This is a genomic window from Streptomyces sp. NPDC047085 (assembly GCF_040643735.1).
Classification (GTDB): Bacteria; Actinomycetota; Actinomycetes; order Streptomycetales; family Streptomycetaceae; genus Streptomyces.
The window spans coordinates 427,126-443,406 of the sequence record NZ_JBEYUW010000006.1; the positions used below are offsets into that span (position 1 = coordinate 427,126).

The 16,281-nt window shown below is 71.3% G+C and carries 15 protein-coding genes; 6 read left to right on the forward strand and 9 right to left on the reverse strand.

What is annotated here, in order from left to right; genetic code table 11:
- Positions 1 to 95: 95 nt before the first annotated feature.
- Together ABZ865_RS23220 and ABZ865_RS23225 are read right to left on the reverse strand one after the other, a co-directional pair.
- Positions 96 to 1,067, reverse strand: a complete 972-nt coding sequence (locus ABZ865_RS23220; protein WP_361233326.1) for a hypothetical protein — start codon at positions 1,065 to 1,067, stop codon at positions 96 to 98.
- Between the two features lie 2 nt (positions 1,068 to 1,069).
- The gene (locus ABZ865_RS23225; RefSeq protein WP_361233329.1) at positions 1,070 to 1,462 is read right to left on the reverse strand and encodes a hypothetical protein; all 393 of its coding nucleotides are present in this window, start codon (positions 1,460 to 1,462) and stop codon (positions 1,070 to 1,072) included.
- A 364-nt stretch (positions 1,463 to 1,826) separates the two neighbouring features.
- Here ABZ865_RS23225 and ABZ865_RS23230 point away from each other — a divergent pair, with 364 nt between their 5' ends.
- A complete protein-coding gene (locus tag ABZ865_RS23230) occupies positions 1,827 to 3,947 on the forward strand; it encodes a SpoIIE family protein phosphatase (protein WP_361233332.1) in 2,121 nt (706 codons plus the stop codon).
- A 93-nt stretch (positions 3,948 to 4,040) separates the two neighbouring features.
- On the opposite strand, the gene ABZ865_RS23235 is transcribed toward ABZ865_RS23230, so the two are convergent.
- A complete protein-coding gene (locus tag ABZ865_RS23235) occupies positions 4,041 to 6,152 on the reverse strand; it encodes an MMPL family transporter (RefSeq protein WP_361233335.1) in 2,112 nt (703 codons plus the stop codon).
- 16 nt (positions 6,153 to 6,168) lie between these two features.
- The gene (gene sigJ, locus ABZ865_RS23240; protein ID WP_361233338.1) at positions 6,169 to 7,074 is read right to left on the reverse strand and encodes an RNA polymerase sigma factor SigJ; all 906 of its coding nucleotides are present in this window, start codon (positions 7,072 to 7,074) and stop codon (positions 6,169 to 6,171) included.
- 444 nt (positions 7,075 to 7,518) lie between these two features.
- Here sigJ and ABZ865_RS23245 point away from each other — a divergent pair, with 444 nt between their 5' ends.
- Positions 7,519 to 8,913, forward strand: a complete 1,395-nt coding sequence (locus ABZ865_RS23245; protein WP_361233342.1) for a hypothetical protein — start codon at positions 7,519 to 7,521, stop codon at positions 8,911 to 8,913.
- Here the strand turns inward: ABZ865_RS23245 and ABZ865_RS23250 are convergent.
- Entirely contained in the window at positions 8,873 to 9,829 is a 957-nt protein-coding gene (locus ABZ865_RS23250) for a LysR family transcriptional regulator (protein ID WP_361233345.1), read from the reverse strand. The two genes, ABZ865_RS23245 and ABZ865_RS23250, sit on opposite strands and share 41 nt — an antisense overlap.
- A gap of 330 nt (positions 9,830 to 10,159) precedes the next feature.
- Here ABZ865_RS23250 and ABZ865_RS23255 point away from each other — a divergent pair, with 330 nt between their 5' ends.
- From ABZ865_RS23255 to ABZ865_RS23265, 3 genes are all read left to right on the forward strand, one after another.
- Complete coding sequence (locus ABZ865_RS23255) at positions 10,160 to 10,975, forward strand: LytTR family DNA-binding domain-containing protein (RefSeq protein ID WP_361233659.1); 816 nt, start codon at positions 10,160 to 10,162, stop codon at positions 10,973 to 10,975.
- A 199-nt stretch (positions 10,976 to 11,174) separates the two neighbouring features.
- Positions 11,175 to 12,599 (forward strand): rifampin monooxygenase, encoded by a 1,425-nt coding sequence (gene rox / locus ABZ865_RS23260; RefSeq protein ID WP_361233348.1) that lies wholly within the window; start codon positions 11,175 to 11,177, stop codon positions 12,597 to 12,599.
- 25 nt (positions 12,600 to 12,624) lie between these two features.
- The gene (locus tag ABZ865_RS23265; RefSeq protein ID WP_361233351.1) at positions 12,625 to 13,452 is read left to right on the forward strand and encodes a class I SAM-dependent methyltransferase; all 828 of its coding nucleotides are present in this window, start codon (positions 12,625 to 12,627) and stop codon (positions 13,450 to 13,452) included.
- On the opposite strand, the gene ABZ865_RS23270 is transcribed toward ABZ865_RS23265, so the two are convergent.
- Entirely contained in the window at positions 13,388 to 13,984 is a 597-nt protein-coding gene (locus ABZ865_RS23270; protein WP_361233354.1) for a TetR/AcrR family transcriptional regulator, read from the reverse strand. The two genes, ABZ865_RS23265 and ABZ865_RS23270, sit on opposite strands and share 65 nt — an antisense overlap.
- Positions 13,985 to 14,063: 79 nt before the next feature.
- Between ABZ865_RS23270 and ABZ865_RS23275 the strand changes: the two genes are divergently transcribed.
- Entirely contained in the window at positions 14,064 to 14,909 is an 846-nt protein-coding gene (locus ABZ865_RS23275; RefSeq protein ID WP_361233357.1) for an NAD(P)H-binding protein, read from the forward strand.
- Positions 14,910 to 15,189: 280 nt separating this feature from the next.
- On the opposite strand, the gene ABZ865_RS23280 is transcribed toward ABZ865_RS23275, so the two are convergent.
- From ABZ865_RS23280 to ABZ865_RS23290, 3 genes are all read right to left on the reverse strand, one after another.
- The gene (locus ABZ865_RS23280) at positions 15,190 to 15,492 is read right to left on the reverse strand and encodes a muconolactone Delta-isomerase family protein (RefSeq protein ID WP_361233360.1); all 303 of its coding nucleotides are present in this window, start codon (positions 15,490 to 15,492) and stop codon (positions 15,190 to 15,192) included.
- 101 nt (positions 15,493 to 15,593) lie between these two features.
- The gene (locus ABZ865_RS23285; protein WP_361233363.1) at positions 15,594 to 15,779 is read right to left on the reverse strand and encodes a hypothetical protein; all 186 of its coding nucleotides are present in this window, start codon (positions 15,777 to 15,779) and stop codon (positions 15,594 to 15,596) included.
- 42 nt (positions 15,780 to 15,821) lie between these two features.
- A complete protein-coding gene (locus ABZ865_RS23290; RefSeq protein WP_361233366.1) occupies positions 15,822 to 16,265 on the reverse strand; it encodes a VOC family protein in 444 nt (147 codons plus the stop codon).
- Positions 16,266 to 16,281 lie beyond the last annotated feature (16 nt).

Below are 16,281 nucleotides of genomic sequence, written 5' to 3' on the forward strand. Positions count from 1 at the left end.
CGACAGCTACCTCGCCAGTCTCCACCTGCACGCCTCGATGATCTGGATCAAAGACCTCACGAGGACCACCCGATGATCACGACTCGATACGCGCCCTAGGAGGCCGGCGGGCCGGAGGAGCTTGATGAGGGCCGGGGCCTGCCGGTGCTGGAGGCACGGAGTCGGCGGGTGAGCGCTTCGCCGAGGGCGGTGTCCGCGGGGCCGGTGTGGTCGATGCCCAACTGGCTGGCCAGATCGGTCAGGTGGAGGCGGGCGGCCGCCTCCAGGAGCCGGGCATACAGGGCGGTGGCGGCGCGGACGCGGTGCCGAGCGGTCAGGGCGACGGCCGCGGCCAGCGGCGCGGCGGGCCACCACCACACGGTGAGCGCCGCGTACATCAGGGCCCAGCCGCCCAACGCGCAGGCGCGGGCAAGGGCTTGTTCCACCGCGGTGATCTCGTCGCGGGTCGACTCGGGCAGCACGAGCCACAGATGCGGCCACAGCAGCGGCAGATCCACGTGGTGGTCGCGGCCGAGGCGGGCCTCGACGGCGTGCACTTGGTCACCGCTCCAGGTCGGCCGCTCCGGCTCCTCCTCGGCGATGCGTCGTACGGCGTGGTAGGCGGCCCGGCGTCGCGCGGGGTCGGCCCGCTGTCCGTCACGGGCCAGCGCGCGTGCGTCGGCGTCCCGTTGCCGCCGGTAGCGCTCGGTGGCGGCGGCCCAGCGGGCGCGCCGGCGGGTCACCAGGACGCGGGCCGCCCGGTCCAGGGGACGCGGCCAGGTGTGCCAGTCGGCGGCCAGCGCGACGCGCTGCACCCCTGCCCCCAGTGCCTGCGCGGCCAGACCGGCCGCCGCGGCAGCGACGACCACCGCGCCGAGGACGACGACCTGGCCGCCCAAGCTCGTCGCCACCGGAGCCTTGGCCCACCCGGAGATCCGGCCCGTGAGGCGCGCGAGGTCCAGGGCGTGCGCATGGCCGAGCGTACGGGCGGCGGCGGCCGTGGCCAGGAACAGCGCACCGGGCAGCCCCAGCAGCGTGACCCAGCGCTCGGCGAGTTTCTGCCCCAGCCCGTTGAGGAGGCCGGTCACGGCTACAGCCGAGCCCCGCGCAACGGCCGGCCGCTGACCCGGCAGGGCGGCTCCGCGTCGCCCTCGTCGGGCCAGGCGTGCCGCGCGCACTGGCCGGTGGGGCACAGCAGCACCCACTCGTCGGGCAGGTCCGCGTCGACCCCGAGCGGACTCAGCCCCCGCACCTGGCCGTGCAGCCCGACGGCGTCGCCCGCCACGAGCAGCGCCTCGTGCAGCGCGTCCAGCGCCGGTACGGGATCCTCCTCGGCGCGCAACGCCGCCATCACGCGCTCCAGCGGGGCCGCGCCCTCACGGCCGTACCGCTCCAGGGAGGTGCGGATCTGGTCCAACCGGGCGCACACGTACGCGACTTCCTCGCGGGACCGTGTACGGCGGCTCTCCTGCTGGTCGGTCAACCGTCCCCCTACCCCCCAACTGTCCTCAGCCCGACGGGCGGGCCAACAGCCCGGCTGGCTTTGATGACTGACGATACGACAGGTACGGGCGAGTGTTCATGGCGGAACGCGAGAAGCTGTGGGCCACCGACCGCACCGAACTGCCCGGCCGGCCGCGCCTCGGGCAGTGGCGCTGGTACGGCGGGGCTGGTACGGCGCCCCGTGCCCCGCCGACGAGCCATGGCGGACCCGCTGGGACCCTCGCCTACCCTCCGCTACGCGCGGTAGCCGTCCGGAGCCTGCGGCATAGTGGAATGTGCTGACGCGACAGGATCGCCCGCGTGGTGTCCGCGCTGGGGCGGTCGACAGGAGAGGCGGCCGGTTGATGGGTGCCGACAACCTGTGGGGCCAGGGATCGGGGCCGGACCACGACCGAGCCGCGGGGGACCCCGGCGGGCTGCTGGATCTTCTGCACGCGTCGGCGGTGGGCCTGGACGGCGAGGGCAGGATCGTCCTGTGGAGCGCCGAGGCTGAACAGTTGTTCGGTTATGGTGCCTCCGAAGTGCTGGGCGAATCGGCCTCCCGGCTCCTGGCCTCGCCCGAGGGCGTGCAGGACGCCGCCGGGCAGGACGCCGCCGGGCTGTTCGGGCAGCAACAGGTCGGCAGGACGGGCGCCGGTGTCTTCCTCGCCCGGCGCAAGGACGGCTCGACGCGGCTGGTGGAGTTCCGCAACGGGGGCCTGCACGATCCCGAGGGCCATGTGCTCGGCCTGACCCTGGCCGCCGATCTGGACGCCGTCCGCCGGATCGAGGGCGACATGGCCCTGTCCGAGTTGGTGATCAACCAGTCACCGGTCGGGCTCGCCGTGTTCGACACCGACCTGCGCTGGATCCGTGCCAACCCCGCCCTGACGGCAGCCAACGGCGCGACCGAGGAGGACGTGCGGGGCCGCCGCCTGCGGGACACCCTGCCGCAGCTGGACACCACGGCGATCGAGTCCGCGATCCGGCGGGTCCTGGAGACCGGCGAGCCGGTGCTCGACCAGCGGACGCTCGGTCGCACCCCCGCCGACCCCGGCCACGACCATGTCTGGTCGGAGTCGTACTACCGGATCGAGGACCCGCGCGGGAAGGTGCTCGGCGTGGCGGTGTCGGTCGTGGACGTCACCGAGCGTCACCTGGCCGCCGCCGAGATCGCGGCGGCGCGGGATCACCTCGCGACGGTCGCGGAGGCCGCCGCCGGCATCGGGACGACACTCGACCTCTCCCAGACGGCGCGGGAGCTGGCCGCGGCCGTCGTACCCCGGTTCGGCGACCTGGCGACCGTGGACCTGCTGGAGTCCGTGGTGACCGGTCAGCGCACGCTGTCCCCGCCGGCCGACGACGATCCCACCCGGTTCCGGGCGCTCGCGGCGGCCTCCGCCCGTCCCACCCGCGCCCTCGATGTCGCCGACCCGCTCGACGAGGTCACCCGGTACGAGCCGTCCCGGCTGATGTGCCGCAGCGTCCGGGAAGGCTCCCCCATCCTGCAGCCACGGGTGGACGGCCCGCTGCTCCTCGAGATCGCCCGCGACGAGCGAGCCGCCGCGGCCCTCGAGGAGGAAGGCGTCCACAGCTATCTGGCGGCCCCGCTGATCGCCCGTGGTTCCGTGCTCGGCGTGCTCAACCTCTACCGCACGGTGAACACCCGCCCCTTCGACAGCCGCGACCTCCGGCTCGTCTGCGAGCTCGTCGGCCGCGCCGCGATCTCCGTCGACAACGCCCGCCTGTACGGCCGTGAGCGCGACACCGCGCTCACCCTGCAGCACAGCCTGCTGCCGCAGGAACCCCCCGACCTGCCCGAGGGCCTGGAGATCGCCGTCCGGTACCAGCCCGCCGGGGCGGGCACCGAAGTCGGCGGCGACTGGTACGACGTGCTGCCCCTCAGTGACGGCAAGGTCGGGCTGATGGTCGGCGACGTGATGGGAAGCGGGGTGCGCGCCGCCGCGATCATGGGTCAGCTGCGCACCACCACCCGTGCTCTCGCCCGGCTCGACCTGCCCCCTGCCGAGCTGCTCAGCCACCTCGACGAGATCACGACCACGCTCAGCGAGTCCTTCGCCACCTGCGTGTACGCCGTCTGCGACCCCAAGCGCGGCACCTGCGCCTTCTCCAGTGCCGGGCACCTGCCACCCCTGATCGTCCAGCCGGACCGCGAGGTGACACTCGTCGCCCCGCCGACCGCGGCACCGCTGGGAGTGGGCGGGGTCCCCTTCGGGGAACTGGAGTTGAAGCTGCCCGAGGGCGCCATGTTGGCCCTTTACACCGACGGGCTGGTCGAGACCCGCCACGACTCCATCGACGTCGGCGTGCAGGCCCTGTGCCAGGCCCTGAATGGCCCGCCCCGCCCGCTCGAGGAGACCTGCGACATGGTCCTCGACACCCTCTCTCGCTGCTCCGGGGACGACGTCGCCCTGCTCCTGGCCCGCCTCGGCCCGACGAGCGGCCCGGCAGGCGCGACGGCCTAGCCGGACCTGCCCGCGGCCCGACATTCGCGTGGTGTGGGGTCGCGGATGTCACGTGACGGAGCGTCACATTGCCTTACGCGACGGCAGATGGCGTCACATGGCCCTGAGCGCGGGTTCGCGGTCGGGCTTCCCCGCCGGCCGCCGCGGGTCGTCGTGGCGCCGGAACAGCGCGCTGGGCCACCACATCCATCGACCCACGTCCAGGGTCAGCGCCGTGACCAGCACCGAGCGGACGATCAGGGTGTCCAGCAGCACACCGAACGCCACCGCGAACCCGAGCTCGGCCGCGAACACCAGCGGCAGCGAGGCCATCGCGGCGAAGGTACCGGCCAGCACCAGACCCGCCGAGGTGATCACACCGCCGGTGCTGGACAGACCCGTCAGCGCGCCATGCCGGGTGCCGTGCAGCAGCGCCTCCTCGCGCACCCGGGTGACCAGGAAGATGTTGTAGTCGATGCCCAGAGCGACCAGGAACACGAACGTCAGGAGCGGGAACGACGCATCCGCCCCGGCGAAGTGGAACACCTGGTTGAACATCAGACTGCTCACGCCGAGGGCCGCTCCGAACGACAGCACCACCGTCGCCATGAGCAACAGCGGCGCGACGATCGCCCGCAGCAGCAGCGCCAGGATGAGCAGCACCACGACCAGCACGATCGGGATGATCAGCCTGGAGTCGCGGGCCGCCGCCTCCTGCGTGTCGAGAACGATCGCCGTGTTGCCGCCGACCTGGGCGTCCGCACCCTCGATCCGGTGGACGGCGGTTCTGGCTCGCTCGACGGTGCGCATCGCGGCCGTACTGCTGGGATCGTCCTTGAGCTCGCCGAGCATCATGACGTCGCCATTCCTGCTCACCGGCGTCGAGACGCCGACCACCCCCGCAACACCGGACAACGCCGTCCGCACCCGCTCCGCCGAGGCGGCCCTGGCCACCACGTAGACGGGGTCACCCGAACCGGCCGGGAAGTGCCGCGACTGGATCTCCTCACCGACGGCCATCTGCGGCGTACCGGTGAACTGGTCCTTGTTGGAGAGCCCGTCGGCCCTGAGCCCGAACGCCCCGATCGCCATGGCGCCGAGGACGAGCGCGGTGCCGATCCACACGATCCGCGGCCGGCCGGAGACCGCGGTGCCGACCCGGTCCCAGACACTGTCCCGGCTCGCCCCGGCCGATCCGTACGACGGCTTCACCGGCCAGAAGATCCAGCGACCGCAGACGACCAGCAGGGCCGGCATCAGCGTGACCATGGCGAACAGTCCGACGACGATGCCGACGGCGCAGGCCGGGCCCAGCCCCTTGGTGGAGTTGAGGCCGGCCAGCATCAGCAGCATCAGGCTGACCGCGACGGTCGCGGCGCTGGCGAGGATCGCCGGACCGGAGCGGCGCAGGGCCTCCGCCATCGCCTCGTGCCGGTCCTCGTGCCGCCCCAACTCCTCCCGGTACCGCGAGATGAGCAGCAGGGCGTAGTCGGTGGCGGCGCCGAAGACCAGCACGGTCAGGATGAAGCTGGTCTGCTTGTTGACGGTGAGTCCGGCGTTCTTCGCCAGGACGTAGATCACCGCTTCCGACGTCACCAGCGCGCCGCCCACGGTCAGCAGGGGCAGCAGCGGCAACAGCGGGCTGCGGTAGGTGAGCAGCAGGATCACGACCACCACGACCGCGGTGATCGTCGTCAGGCCGCCTCCTCCACTGAAGGCCTTGATCGAGTCGGACGCGTATCCGGCGGGTCCGGTGACGTGGAACCCGAGGCCATGGGCGTCGCGTTCACCGACCTCGGTCATCGCGTCGACGACCTTCCCGATCCCTTCCCAGCCCGACTTGTCCTTGCGTACCTGGACCACGGTCTGGATGGCCTTGCCGTCCCGGGCCACCGACGGGCCCTGCGGCTGCCCCACGACGTTGTCGACGCCCTTGAAGGCCTCGGCGTCGGCCCGGGCCTTGGCCATGTCGGCGGGGGTGACGCCCCCGGGCCGGTCGTAGATCACGATCGCGGGCAGGGTGTCGGCGTGCTGGAACTTCTCGGCTCGGTCGACGACCTTCGTGGACTCCGCATTGCCCGGCAGCCAGGCCGAGTTGTCGTTCTGCTCGACGTCGCCGAGCCTGCCCGCCAGCATGAGGGCCGGGACCAGCAGGAGCGTCCAGAGGGCGAGGACGACCCACTTCGTGAGTCTGCCACTGGGCAAGGACGCCATTCTTCGCAGCATGGGGATTCCTCGGTGTTCAGTCGACGTGAGCGAGCTTGTCGGGATTGGAGACGGCGTAGATCCCGCACACCTGGTCGCCGTCCGGAGTGAGGTCGAGGACGAGGACGGCGTAGGGGGTGTCACCGGCGAACAGCAGCGCCGACGGGTCGCCGTTGACGCGGCGGTAGGCGATGCTGAGGCCCTTGCCGGAGCTGGGGCCGAGGGCGGCGAGCAGACGGGCCACCTTGTCCCGCCCCTGCAACGGCCGGGCGCCCCCCGCCCCGTGGCCCTTGCCCCCGCCGTCCCCCCACAGGGTCACGTCCGGCGCCAGGATCTGCAGCAGCGCGTCGAGGTCACCCCCGAGCGCGGCGGCCAGGAACCGTTCGGTCACCTGCTGCCGGACCTGCGGGTCGGGCTCGTACCGGGGGCGCCGGGCGTGCACGTGCTCGCGGGCGCGATGGGCGAGTTGGCGTATCGCCGCGGGGCTGCGGCCGAGGATCTCCGCGATCTCCGTGTGGGCGTAACCGAACACCTCGTGCAGGACGAACACCCCGCGCTCCAGCGGAGTGAGGGTTTCCAGCACCACCAGCAGCGCCATCGACACCGACTCGGCCCGCATCGCCGCATCGGCGGCATCGGCCACGACGGGAGCGTCGCCGAGCGGACCGACGAGCGGCTCGGGCAACCACGGCCCCACGTACGTCTCCCGACGGCGGCTGACGGTGGCGCGGTGGGCGAGTGCCCCGTTCACCGCGATCCGCACCAGATAGGCGCGCGGATGGTCGATGTGCCCCGCGCTCGATGTCTCGTTCCTTGCCGTCCACGACAGCCACGTCTCCTGCAGCACGTCCTCGGTGTCGGCGACGCTGCCGAGCATGTTGTAGACGATGGAGAACAGCAGCTCACGGTGATCGTTGAACACCTGCGTCGCCGTGTTCGTCACCCCATCTGACGCCGCCTCACGCGGGCTGCCGTGCCATGTGGGTGCCGGTGATTCCGGCGGAGTGTCGGACAACGTGGGCCCTCCCGTCGCGATCGCATTCGGAACTGAGAGGGATCCTGGCGGCCGGAGTGTGACATCCACGCCGAATATGTGATCCACATCACGCGAGCGCCCTGGGGGCGAGCAGGGGAAGGCCCGTCACGGAAGGCGGGCGAGCCTGCCCCTGCCCGACGGCGCCCGCTCGACTCCCCCCGGAGTGCAGGCGCCCTGACCCCGCCCGGGGTCACTCTCCTCAGCGCCGGGCGAGTCGGCGATGTCACGGGTGACCGGGGATACTTGCCAGGTCAACACCCCTGTGGAGGCCACCTCGTGCGTACTTCACAGCGGCATCGCATCCCCTTCATGAACGGCCGGGATGCCCGTCGGCGAACAGGGAGGGGCACCATGCGTGGACTCCACGCTCACCACGAGACCATTGACGCGATCGCGCGCAATCCCGCGGCGCCGGCCGACGTCTTGACCAGGCTGCTGAGCAAGGAGGCCATCGCGGCCTGGGACACGATCAGCTCGCGCGCCCTGCCGGACGAGGTGGTCGACGCCATCGTCACGAACCCCGACCACCGGCTGCGGGAGGCGTTCGCCGGGAACGTCGGGGTGACCGCGGAACAGCGCGCCCGGCTCGTGGACGATCCCGATCCACGCGTCCGTCGGAGTCTGGCCATGGGACCTGACGGGTTCCGCATCCGCGTGCGGCCACTGCCCCTGTCCGCTCAGCAGCGCCTGCTCGCCGATCCGGAACCGCTGGTCCGCCGAAGCGCGGCCTTCTGCCGTCACACGGCTCCAAGCCTGGTCGCCGGGCTCGCCGACCACCGGGACGCGGATCTCCGCGAGGCAGCCTGCCACCAGTGGGCCCTGCTCTCCGAGGACACCCGCCACCGTCTGCTCCGCGACGCCGACGACACCGTACGTGAGGCGGCCATGATGAAGGCATGCCGTGATGACCCGCATTACACGGATCTGCTTCTCGACGCGGGAATCGGCCGCTTCGGCAGGCGGGACGTGATCCGGTACGGCGCCATGAGCCCCGCGACCGCCGAACGGCTCGCGGCGAGCACCGAGGAGAGGGACCGGCGGGAGCTGGCGGCCAACCTCAACGTTCCCATCGACGTCGTCCGGAGGCTGGCGAACGACGACGCGCACAGCGTCCGGCTGGAGGTGTCCGTACGACCCGAGCTGACGGAGACCGAACGCACCGCCATCGACGTCACCGTCAGCCCGTCCGACCGGCCCGACCCCGTCGAATGGGTTCTCCTCTGCGCCGATCCCGACGTCCTGCGCCAATGCGCCACGTCGGCCAACACCCTCCTACGCCGCAGCGCCGCCTGCAGCCGGCACCTGCCCGCCGACGCCGTCGACCGGCTCTCCAAGGACGACGACTACCCCGTGCGACTCCTGCTCTGTGAGAACCAACCGACCGTCGACGGCGAGGTGGTACTGCAGACCTATCTGGACTGCCAGGTCATCACCAAGAGCTACCTGCTGCGCCACCCGAACTTCCCGGCCGCGGGCAACGGACAGCGCTTCGCCGACGACCCGGACCCGGAGAAACGATGGCTGGTGGGCCTGGACGCCGACGCGCCCGTCGAGGCCGTCGTCCGGTTGCTCGCCGACCCCGACGAGTGGGTACGCGCCATGGCGGCCGCGCACCCCGCGCTGCCGGTCGATCTCATCCTGCAAAGCTGCGGGAATCCGGAGACTTCCTCCCACGCCCTCAGCAACCCGAGCCTTCCGGCGGACGTCATGCACCGATATCTGGACGATGCGGGCGTGCCTCGCTGACGTGGTGCCGCATCACCCGGTCCAGTTCGCCCCGCATGTCGATCTCACGCGCGACGTCGATCAGAGCGCGGGCCAGCATCGACTCGGGGCTGCGGTCGGGCAGCACGAGCCCGACGTGGACGGACCGCTGCGGCCGGGGCAGCGCCAGCACGCGGGTGTCGTCGGGGACGCCGAAGCTGTGCAGCCAGGCGTGCGGGATGACGCTGGACAACCCCATGGAGGTGATGTGCGCGTAGATCGCCGACACGGTGTCGGTCTCGATCACCGGACTGACCGTCGCGCCGGCCTCGGCGAAGTGCCCGTCGAGGATACGACGGTTCTGCATCACCGGCGTCAGCAGGCACAGCGGCGCCGTCGCGGCCTCGGACCAGCTGACCGAGCCGTGGTCGGCGAACTCCCCGTCACGTGGGGTCAGGAACAGGTACCGCTCGCGGTAGAGCGGCACGACCCGCACCTTGCCCAGGGGCTCGCCGTCCACGTAGGTCATGCCGACGTCGATGTCGAACTCGTTGAGCCGCGACACGATCTCCCGTGACGACATCGACTCCAACGAGAACCGCATGCTCGGATGCCGCTCGCGCAACGGGGTGGTCAGCAACGACGCGACCGTCAGCGCCGTGGGCACCGCGCCGATGCGCAGCACCCCGGACAGCCCGCCCCGCATGCTCGACAACGAGTGACGCAGCGCGTCCTGCTCGGCGAGCATTCGGTGGGCCCAGTGCAGCACCTGCTTGCCCTCCGGGGTGAACCCCTCGAACCGCTGCCCCCGCTGGACGATCCGCACCCCGAGCTCGCTCTCCAGCTTGCGGATGCCGGCCGACAACGCGGGCTGGGACACATGGCACGCCGCGGCCGCGCGACCGAAGTGGCCCTCGCGCGACAACGCACTCAGGTACTCCAATTGGCGCAGCAGCATGCGCCATGGATACCCCGAAGAGGACCCCCAGGTAAAGCCGGGTACCGAAGGAAGCCGCAGGTAAGGGCACCTGCCCGCGTCCGCCGAAGGGCACCGGGCCACTGATCACCGGTCCCGTCGCACCGCCGTGAACGGACCGCTCTCGATACTCAGACGCCCGGCCAGGTGACCAGGAAGCCACCGTCCCAGCGATGCCCGTACGGAGCCGGGCCGACCCTTGTCGCCGCATCCCGACCGCCTCACGATGAACACGAGCACGAGAACGAGCACTGGGACGAGCACGAGGAGATGAGGCACTTGAGCGCAGCCGACCGGGGATGGTCGAACCCCGTGGGCCGGACCGCGGGTCCTGCGGTATCGCTGCGCGCCCTCGCGGTCGACGACGAGGAGCCCGCGCTCGAGGAGCTGCTCTATCTGCTGCGCGAAGACCACCGGATCGGCAGGGCGGAGGGCGCTCTGGAGGCCACCGAGGCCCTGCGCCGGCTCGGCAGGGCGATGGAGCAGGGGACCGACGGCGAGGAGGCCATCGACGTGGTGTTCCTCGACATCAACATGGCCGGACTCAACGGCCTCGACATGGCTCGTCTGCTCGCCGGCTTCGCGGCACCGCCCCTGATCGTCTTCGTCACGGCCCACGAGGACTTCGCGGTCCAGGCCTTCGACCTCAAGGCCGTCGACTACCTGCTGAAGCCGATCCGCAAGGAGCGCTTCACCGAGGCCGTACGACGCGTCGTGGACCTGACGAGAGCGGGACAAGGCCCTCGCCGGCCCGCCCCCGCTCCGGCAGACACCGTCTCGGACCAGGTCCCCGTGGAGCTGGGCGGGGTGACACGGTTCGTCGACATCGCCGACATCACCCATGCCGAAGCCCAGGGCGACTACGCGCGCCTGCACACGCGTGACGGCAGTCATCTGGTGCGGATTCCGCTGTCCACCCTGGAGGAGCGCTGGCGCTCCCGCGGTTTCGTCCGCATCCACCGAAGCCATCTGGTGGCCCTCGGCTGCATCGAGGAGCTGCGCCTCGACGGCGGCAACCTGACGGTCAGGGTCGGCGACCAGGTCCTCGCCGTGAGCCGACGCAACGCCCGCGAACTACGAGGCCTGCTGGTCCGACAGGCCAAGGGGGCAGCAGGGAACGACCGTTGACGGGGAGCGCCCGTACGCCCGCCCATTCCAGGAGCCCAGGGGCCCAGGGGAAATGACAAAGGCAAGGAGGGACACCCTCTCCTTGCCACTCTCAACCTATAGCGCATGGGGGGCCTTGCCGCAAGGCCCCGGTCATGCCGCAGAATCGCCCGCCGAAGCCAGAACTGCCGAAGCCAGAACTGCGGAAGTGGGATGCGTGATGATCGACGTGATCGTTGCCGGCGGGGGACCGACCGGACTGATGCTGGCGGGCGAGTTGCGGCTGCACGGCGTGCACGTGGTCGTGCTGGAGAGACTGACCGAGCCGACCGGGGAGTCCCGCGGGCAAGGTCTGCACGCGCGCAGCGTCGAGGTGATGGACCAGCGCGGTCTGCTGGACCGGTTCCTCGCGGTCAGCGAGAAGTTCCAGGCCGGCGGCCTCTTCGGCGGCATCATGAAGCCGTGGCCGGAGCGGCTGGACACGGCTCACACGTACGGCCTCGCCACCCCGCAGCCGGTCACCGAGCGGCTGCTCGACGAGCGTGCCCTCGAACTCGGCGCCGAGATCCGGCGCGGCTGCGACGTGGTCGGAGTGAGCCAGGACGAGGACGGAGTGACCGTCGAGCTGGCGGACGGCACACATCTGCGCTCGCGCTACCTCGTCGGCTGCGACGGCGGCCGCAGCACCGTGCGCAAGCAACTCGGCGTCGGCTTTCCCGGCGAACCCGCCAAGGTGGAGACGCTGCTGGGCGACCTGGCGGCGACCGAGGATCCGGCGACGATCTCCGCCGTCGTCGAGGAAGTCCGTAAGACCCAACTGCGGTTCGGTGCCATGCCCCTCGGGGACGGGAGGTACCGCATCGTCGTGCCCGCCGACGGCGTGGCCGAGGACCGTGCGACCGCGCCGACCCTCGACGAGTTCAAGAAGCAGCTGCGGGCGTTCGCGGGCACCGACTTCGGCGTGCACGCACCGCGCTGGCTGTCCCGGTTCGGCGACGGAACCCGGCAGGCCGAGCGCTACCGGGTCGGCCGGGTGCTGCTGGCCGGCGACGCGGCCCACATCCACCCGCCTACCGGCGGGCAGGGGCTCAACCTCGGCGTGCAGGACGCGTTCAACCTCGGCTGGAAGCTGGCCGCCGAGGTCAACGGCTGGGCTCCGGAAGGGCTGTTGGACAGCTACCACACCGAACGGCACCCGGTCGGCGCCCGCGTGCTGCGGAACACCCGCGCCCAGATGACGCTGCTGGGCACCGATCCGGGTCCGACCGCGCTGCGGGAACTGTTCTCGACGCTGATGGACTTCGAGGAGGTGAACCGGTACGTGACCGAGATGATCACCGCCGTCGGAGTCCGCTACGACTTCGGCGAGGGCCACGAACTCCTCGGCCGCCGGCTGCGGGACGTGCAACTCAAGCGAGGGCGCCTCTACGAGCTGATGCACGGCGGCCGCGGACTGCTGCTCGACCAGACCGGCCGGCTCTCGGTCACCGGCTGGGTGGACCGGGTCGATCATGTCGTCGACGTCAGCGAGGAACTGGACGTACCCGCCGTACTGCTGCGCCCCGACGGCCACGTGGCCTGGGTCGGCGACGACCAGCAGGACCTGCTGGGCCGGCTGACGAAGTGGTTCGGCACTGTGGGATGACCGCCGCGATGTGAGGATGCTCGGTATGTCCGGGCGCGCACTGAGTTTCGGAGCGAGGGCGGAGGCCTACGAACGGTTCCGGCCGGGGTATCCCGTGGAGCTGTTCGACAGGGTGATGGCGTACGCGGGCCGTCGCTCGATTCCGAGTGCCCTCGAGATCGGCGCCGGCACGGGCAAGGCGACCCGCCTCTTCGCGCAACAGGGGGTCACGGTCACCGCGACCGAGCCCGACGGGGCCATGCTCGCCGAGCTGCGCAAGCACGTGCCGGCACACGTGAGGACCGTGCAAGCCGCGTTCGAGGACGTGCGACCGGGTGAGAGTTACGGGCTGGTCTACGCGGCGGCGGCCCTGCACTGGACGAACCCGGAGGGCCGGTGGTCACGGATGGCCGCGCTGCTGGAGCCGGGCGGCGTGTTCGCCTCGTTCGGCGGGCCGGTCCAGCTCGCTGACCCGGCTGTGGCGGAGGCCGTCCGCGCGGCACGGGCCCCCTTCGTGGAGAGCGACGAGATTCCGTCTCCGGACGGGACGCCGCCGGGGCATGCGATGCAGTGGCCGGGTACGGAGCTGCGGCGGTCCGAGTGGTTCACCGACGTTCAACAGTCCCTGATCGAGAGGCGCTTGACGATGAGTGCCCGCGACTATGTCGGGCACCTCTCGACCGTCTCGGCCTATCTCGTGTTGCCGGCCTCGGCACAGGAACAGGTGTTCAGCCGGATCATGGAGGTGCTGCCGGAGAGGGTCGAGATGACCGCCGACATCACGGTCCATCTCGCGCGCCGGGTCAAAGTTACGCGTCCGCAGGCCGGAGGGAGTCGAGCCAGCGCAGGAGGCGGGCGCCCTCGCGGGTCATGATGTCCGGGTCGCGCAGAGCGTTGGCCATCAGTGACATGCCCTGGTAGCCGGAGACGAGGGTGAGGGCCAGGCCGTCCGGGTCGGGCAGGCCCAGCTCACGGAACTGACCCTCGGCCCAGTCCAGCAGCCGCCGTATCACCGCGCCGGCCTCCGCGTCGAGGGTGCCGTCGGTGCGCTTGTCCAGTTCCACGGCCAGGGTGCCGGTGGGGCAGCCGTAGCGGGCGGCGACGTCGCGCTGGTCGACCCACCCTTCGACGAGCGCCTTGAGGCGGTCGCGCGGGTCGGCCAACTGCTCCAGTCGCTCGGTGAGTTCGTCCAGGTGCGCGCTGTGCTGGGACAGCGCGGCCTGGACCAGCTCGTCCTTCGTCTTGAAGTAGTAGTAGACGTTCCCGACGGGGACGTCGGCCTCGCGCGCGATGTCGGCGAGGGTGGTGCGTTCGACGCCCTGCTCGTGCAGGACCCGGGCCGCCGCCGCGGTGAGCTGCTGACGCTTCTGCGACGCTCGCGCCCGCCGATTCACTGAGTTGGTCACCCAACTGACTATAGACAGCCTCCAGTGGGGGCGTGCTACGTTCTCAGTCAGTCAACTAACTCACTTCAGGGGGATCGTGATGATCACAGTGACGGGTGCGACCGGCAACATCGGGCGGACGCTCGTGGAACTGCTGGCCGAGACGGGCGAGGAGGTCGTGGCGGTCTCGCGACGGCCCCAGCCCGCACACCGCCTGGCCGGCGTCCGGTGGGTCCAGGCCGATGCCGGGGACGCCGAGAGCATGCGGCCGGCCCTCACCGGCGCCCGTGCCCTGTTCCTCCTGCTGGGAGGCGAGCTCAACAGCCGGGGCGAGAGTCCGCGCGCTCTGCTGGACGCGGCCGCGGAGGCCGGGGTGGAGCGGGTCGTTCTGGTCTCCTCGCAGGTCAGCGCCACGCGCCCGGAGGCGCCTTCGCACGCCCGGCTACGGGAGTTCGAGGCAGCGGTACGCGCATCCGGGCGGGACTTCACCATCCTGCGTCCGGGCGGTTTCGCCTCCAACGCCTTCGCCTGGGCCGAGACGGTCCGCACCAAGCGCACGGTCTTCGCCCCCTTCGGTGACGTTGCGCTGCCCGTCGTCGACCCGGCGGACATCGCCGCGGTCGCCGCGGCCGTTCTGCGCGAGGACGGTCACCAAGGGCGCACCTACGAACTGACCGGTCCCGAGCCGATCAGCCCCCGCCGGCAGGCCGCAGCCATCTCCGCGGCCCTGGGTGAGGAGGTGGCCTTCGTGGAGTTGTCCCGCGAGGACGCCCACGCGCACCTGGCCCAGTTCATGCCGGAAGAGGTCGTCACCGGCACTCTGGACGTCCTCGGCGTCCCGCTCCCGGCCGAGCAGAAGGTCAGCCCCGACGTGGCGGCCGTACTCCACCGTCCGCCCGCCCCCTTCAGCGAGTGGGTCGCGCGCAACCTGCCGGCGTTCCATTAGGGCCTGCCCCTCTGCCAAGGCGCCCGTAGCGTCGCGGGGGGCCGCTTCATGCAGGCGGAACCGCGAGGGGTATGACGGGCATGTCGGTCAACCTGGCTGGGCTGCCGACATGCCCGGCCCGACCTGGGCACGCCTCTTCGGCGCGGCCGGCTGTGAGGTTACGCGCGCCTCGCCGACCTCCGGGACGAACGGACCCGGGCCGTCCTCGGGCCGCCGGGCCGGCCCGGACCCTCGGCCCCGGACGGCGACCAGGACTGCAGGTGGTCAGAAGTGGGCGCTGTCACCGCGCGTCAGCGACGCGGCCCGGGTCGTTGGGGTGGGACTCGAGGGGGGTCACGGTGAGCGTCATCCATGGGCGCAGTGGCAGGGTGCCCAGAACCTTCTCGTGAAGCTCGTCCTCGTCGTCGGCCCGCCAGATGCCGATGCTGCGCAGCTCGCCCACCGGGCGCCACAGCCGCGCGAGATGGCCGGTGGAGGCCAGTTCCCGGGCTCGTACGGCTTCGGCGGCCCGCCGCCGGTCGACCTCGTCCTGGCTCGTGCCCTCGGGGACGGTGGTGGTGATCTCGACCAAGAACTCTCGCACGGTCCTGCTCCGCTCTGTGAGGCGTTCCATCGGCAGTCAACACGCAGCGCTGACGTCAACGTCCGTACTCTCACAGGACCTTGAGCGTGAACGCCTCACCCTCACTGGCTCGAGTCGTCCGAGCCGGCGCCGCTTCCCTCGCTCTGCTCTTCGACGAGGAATCGCGCGTACCAGATGGGCCAGTCGTCGTCACGGTGCCCGAGCTGCTTCTCGTACTGCCCATGTGCCTGTTCCGCACGTACGAGAGCCTGGGCCAGTTCGTCCGCCGAAGCGAATGTCACAGACATCGGTGTGGGCTCCTGTCCGTTGTCGGCCGGGGTGCGGCGGTGTCACCGACCCGGCAGTCGTTCGGTGACTTCCTGCACCATCCAGCCGTTGCCGTCCGGGTCGGTGAACGAGGCGAACGAGGCGTAACTGCCCCGCTCGGGATCGGGACCGGACACCCGGTCCTTGGTGCCCGCATGGTGGAACACTCCGCCCGCGTCGTGGAAGACCTCGCTGACCTCGACCCCGTGTCGTGCCAGCTCGTCCCGAGCCGCCTCGATGTCCGACACCACGAGGTACAGGCCCTGGGCGGATCCCGGCGCGGCCGAGGTGACCCCGTCGCCGAAGATCACCGAGCAGGCGGACCCGGGCGGTGTCAGTTGCACCACGCGGAAGCCGTCGGCGCCGGGGAAGTCGGCGTCCAGCCGCCACCCCAGCCCCTCGTAGAAGTCCTTCGACCGGTCGACGTCGGCGACCGGGATCACTACGACCTCGAGTTTCATGTCCACGGTGGGGCCCTCCCGG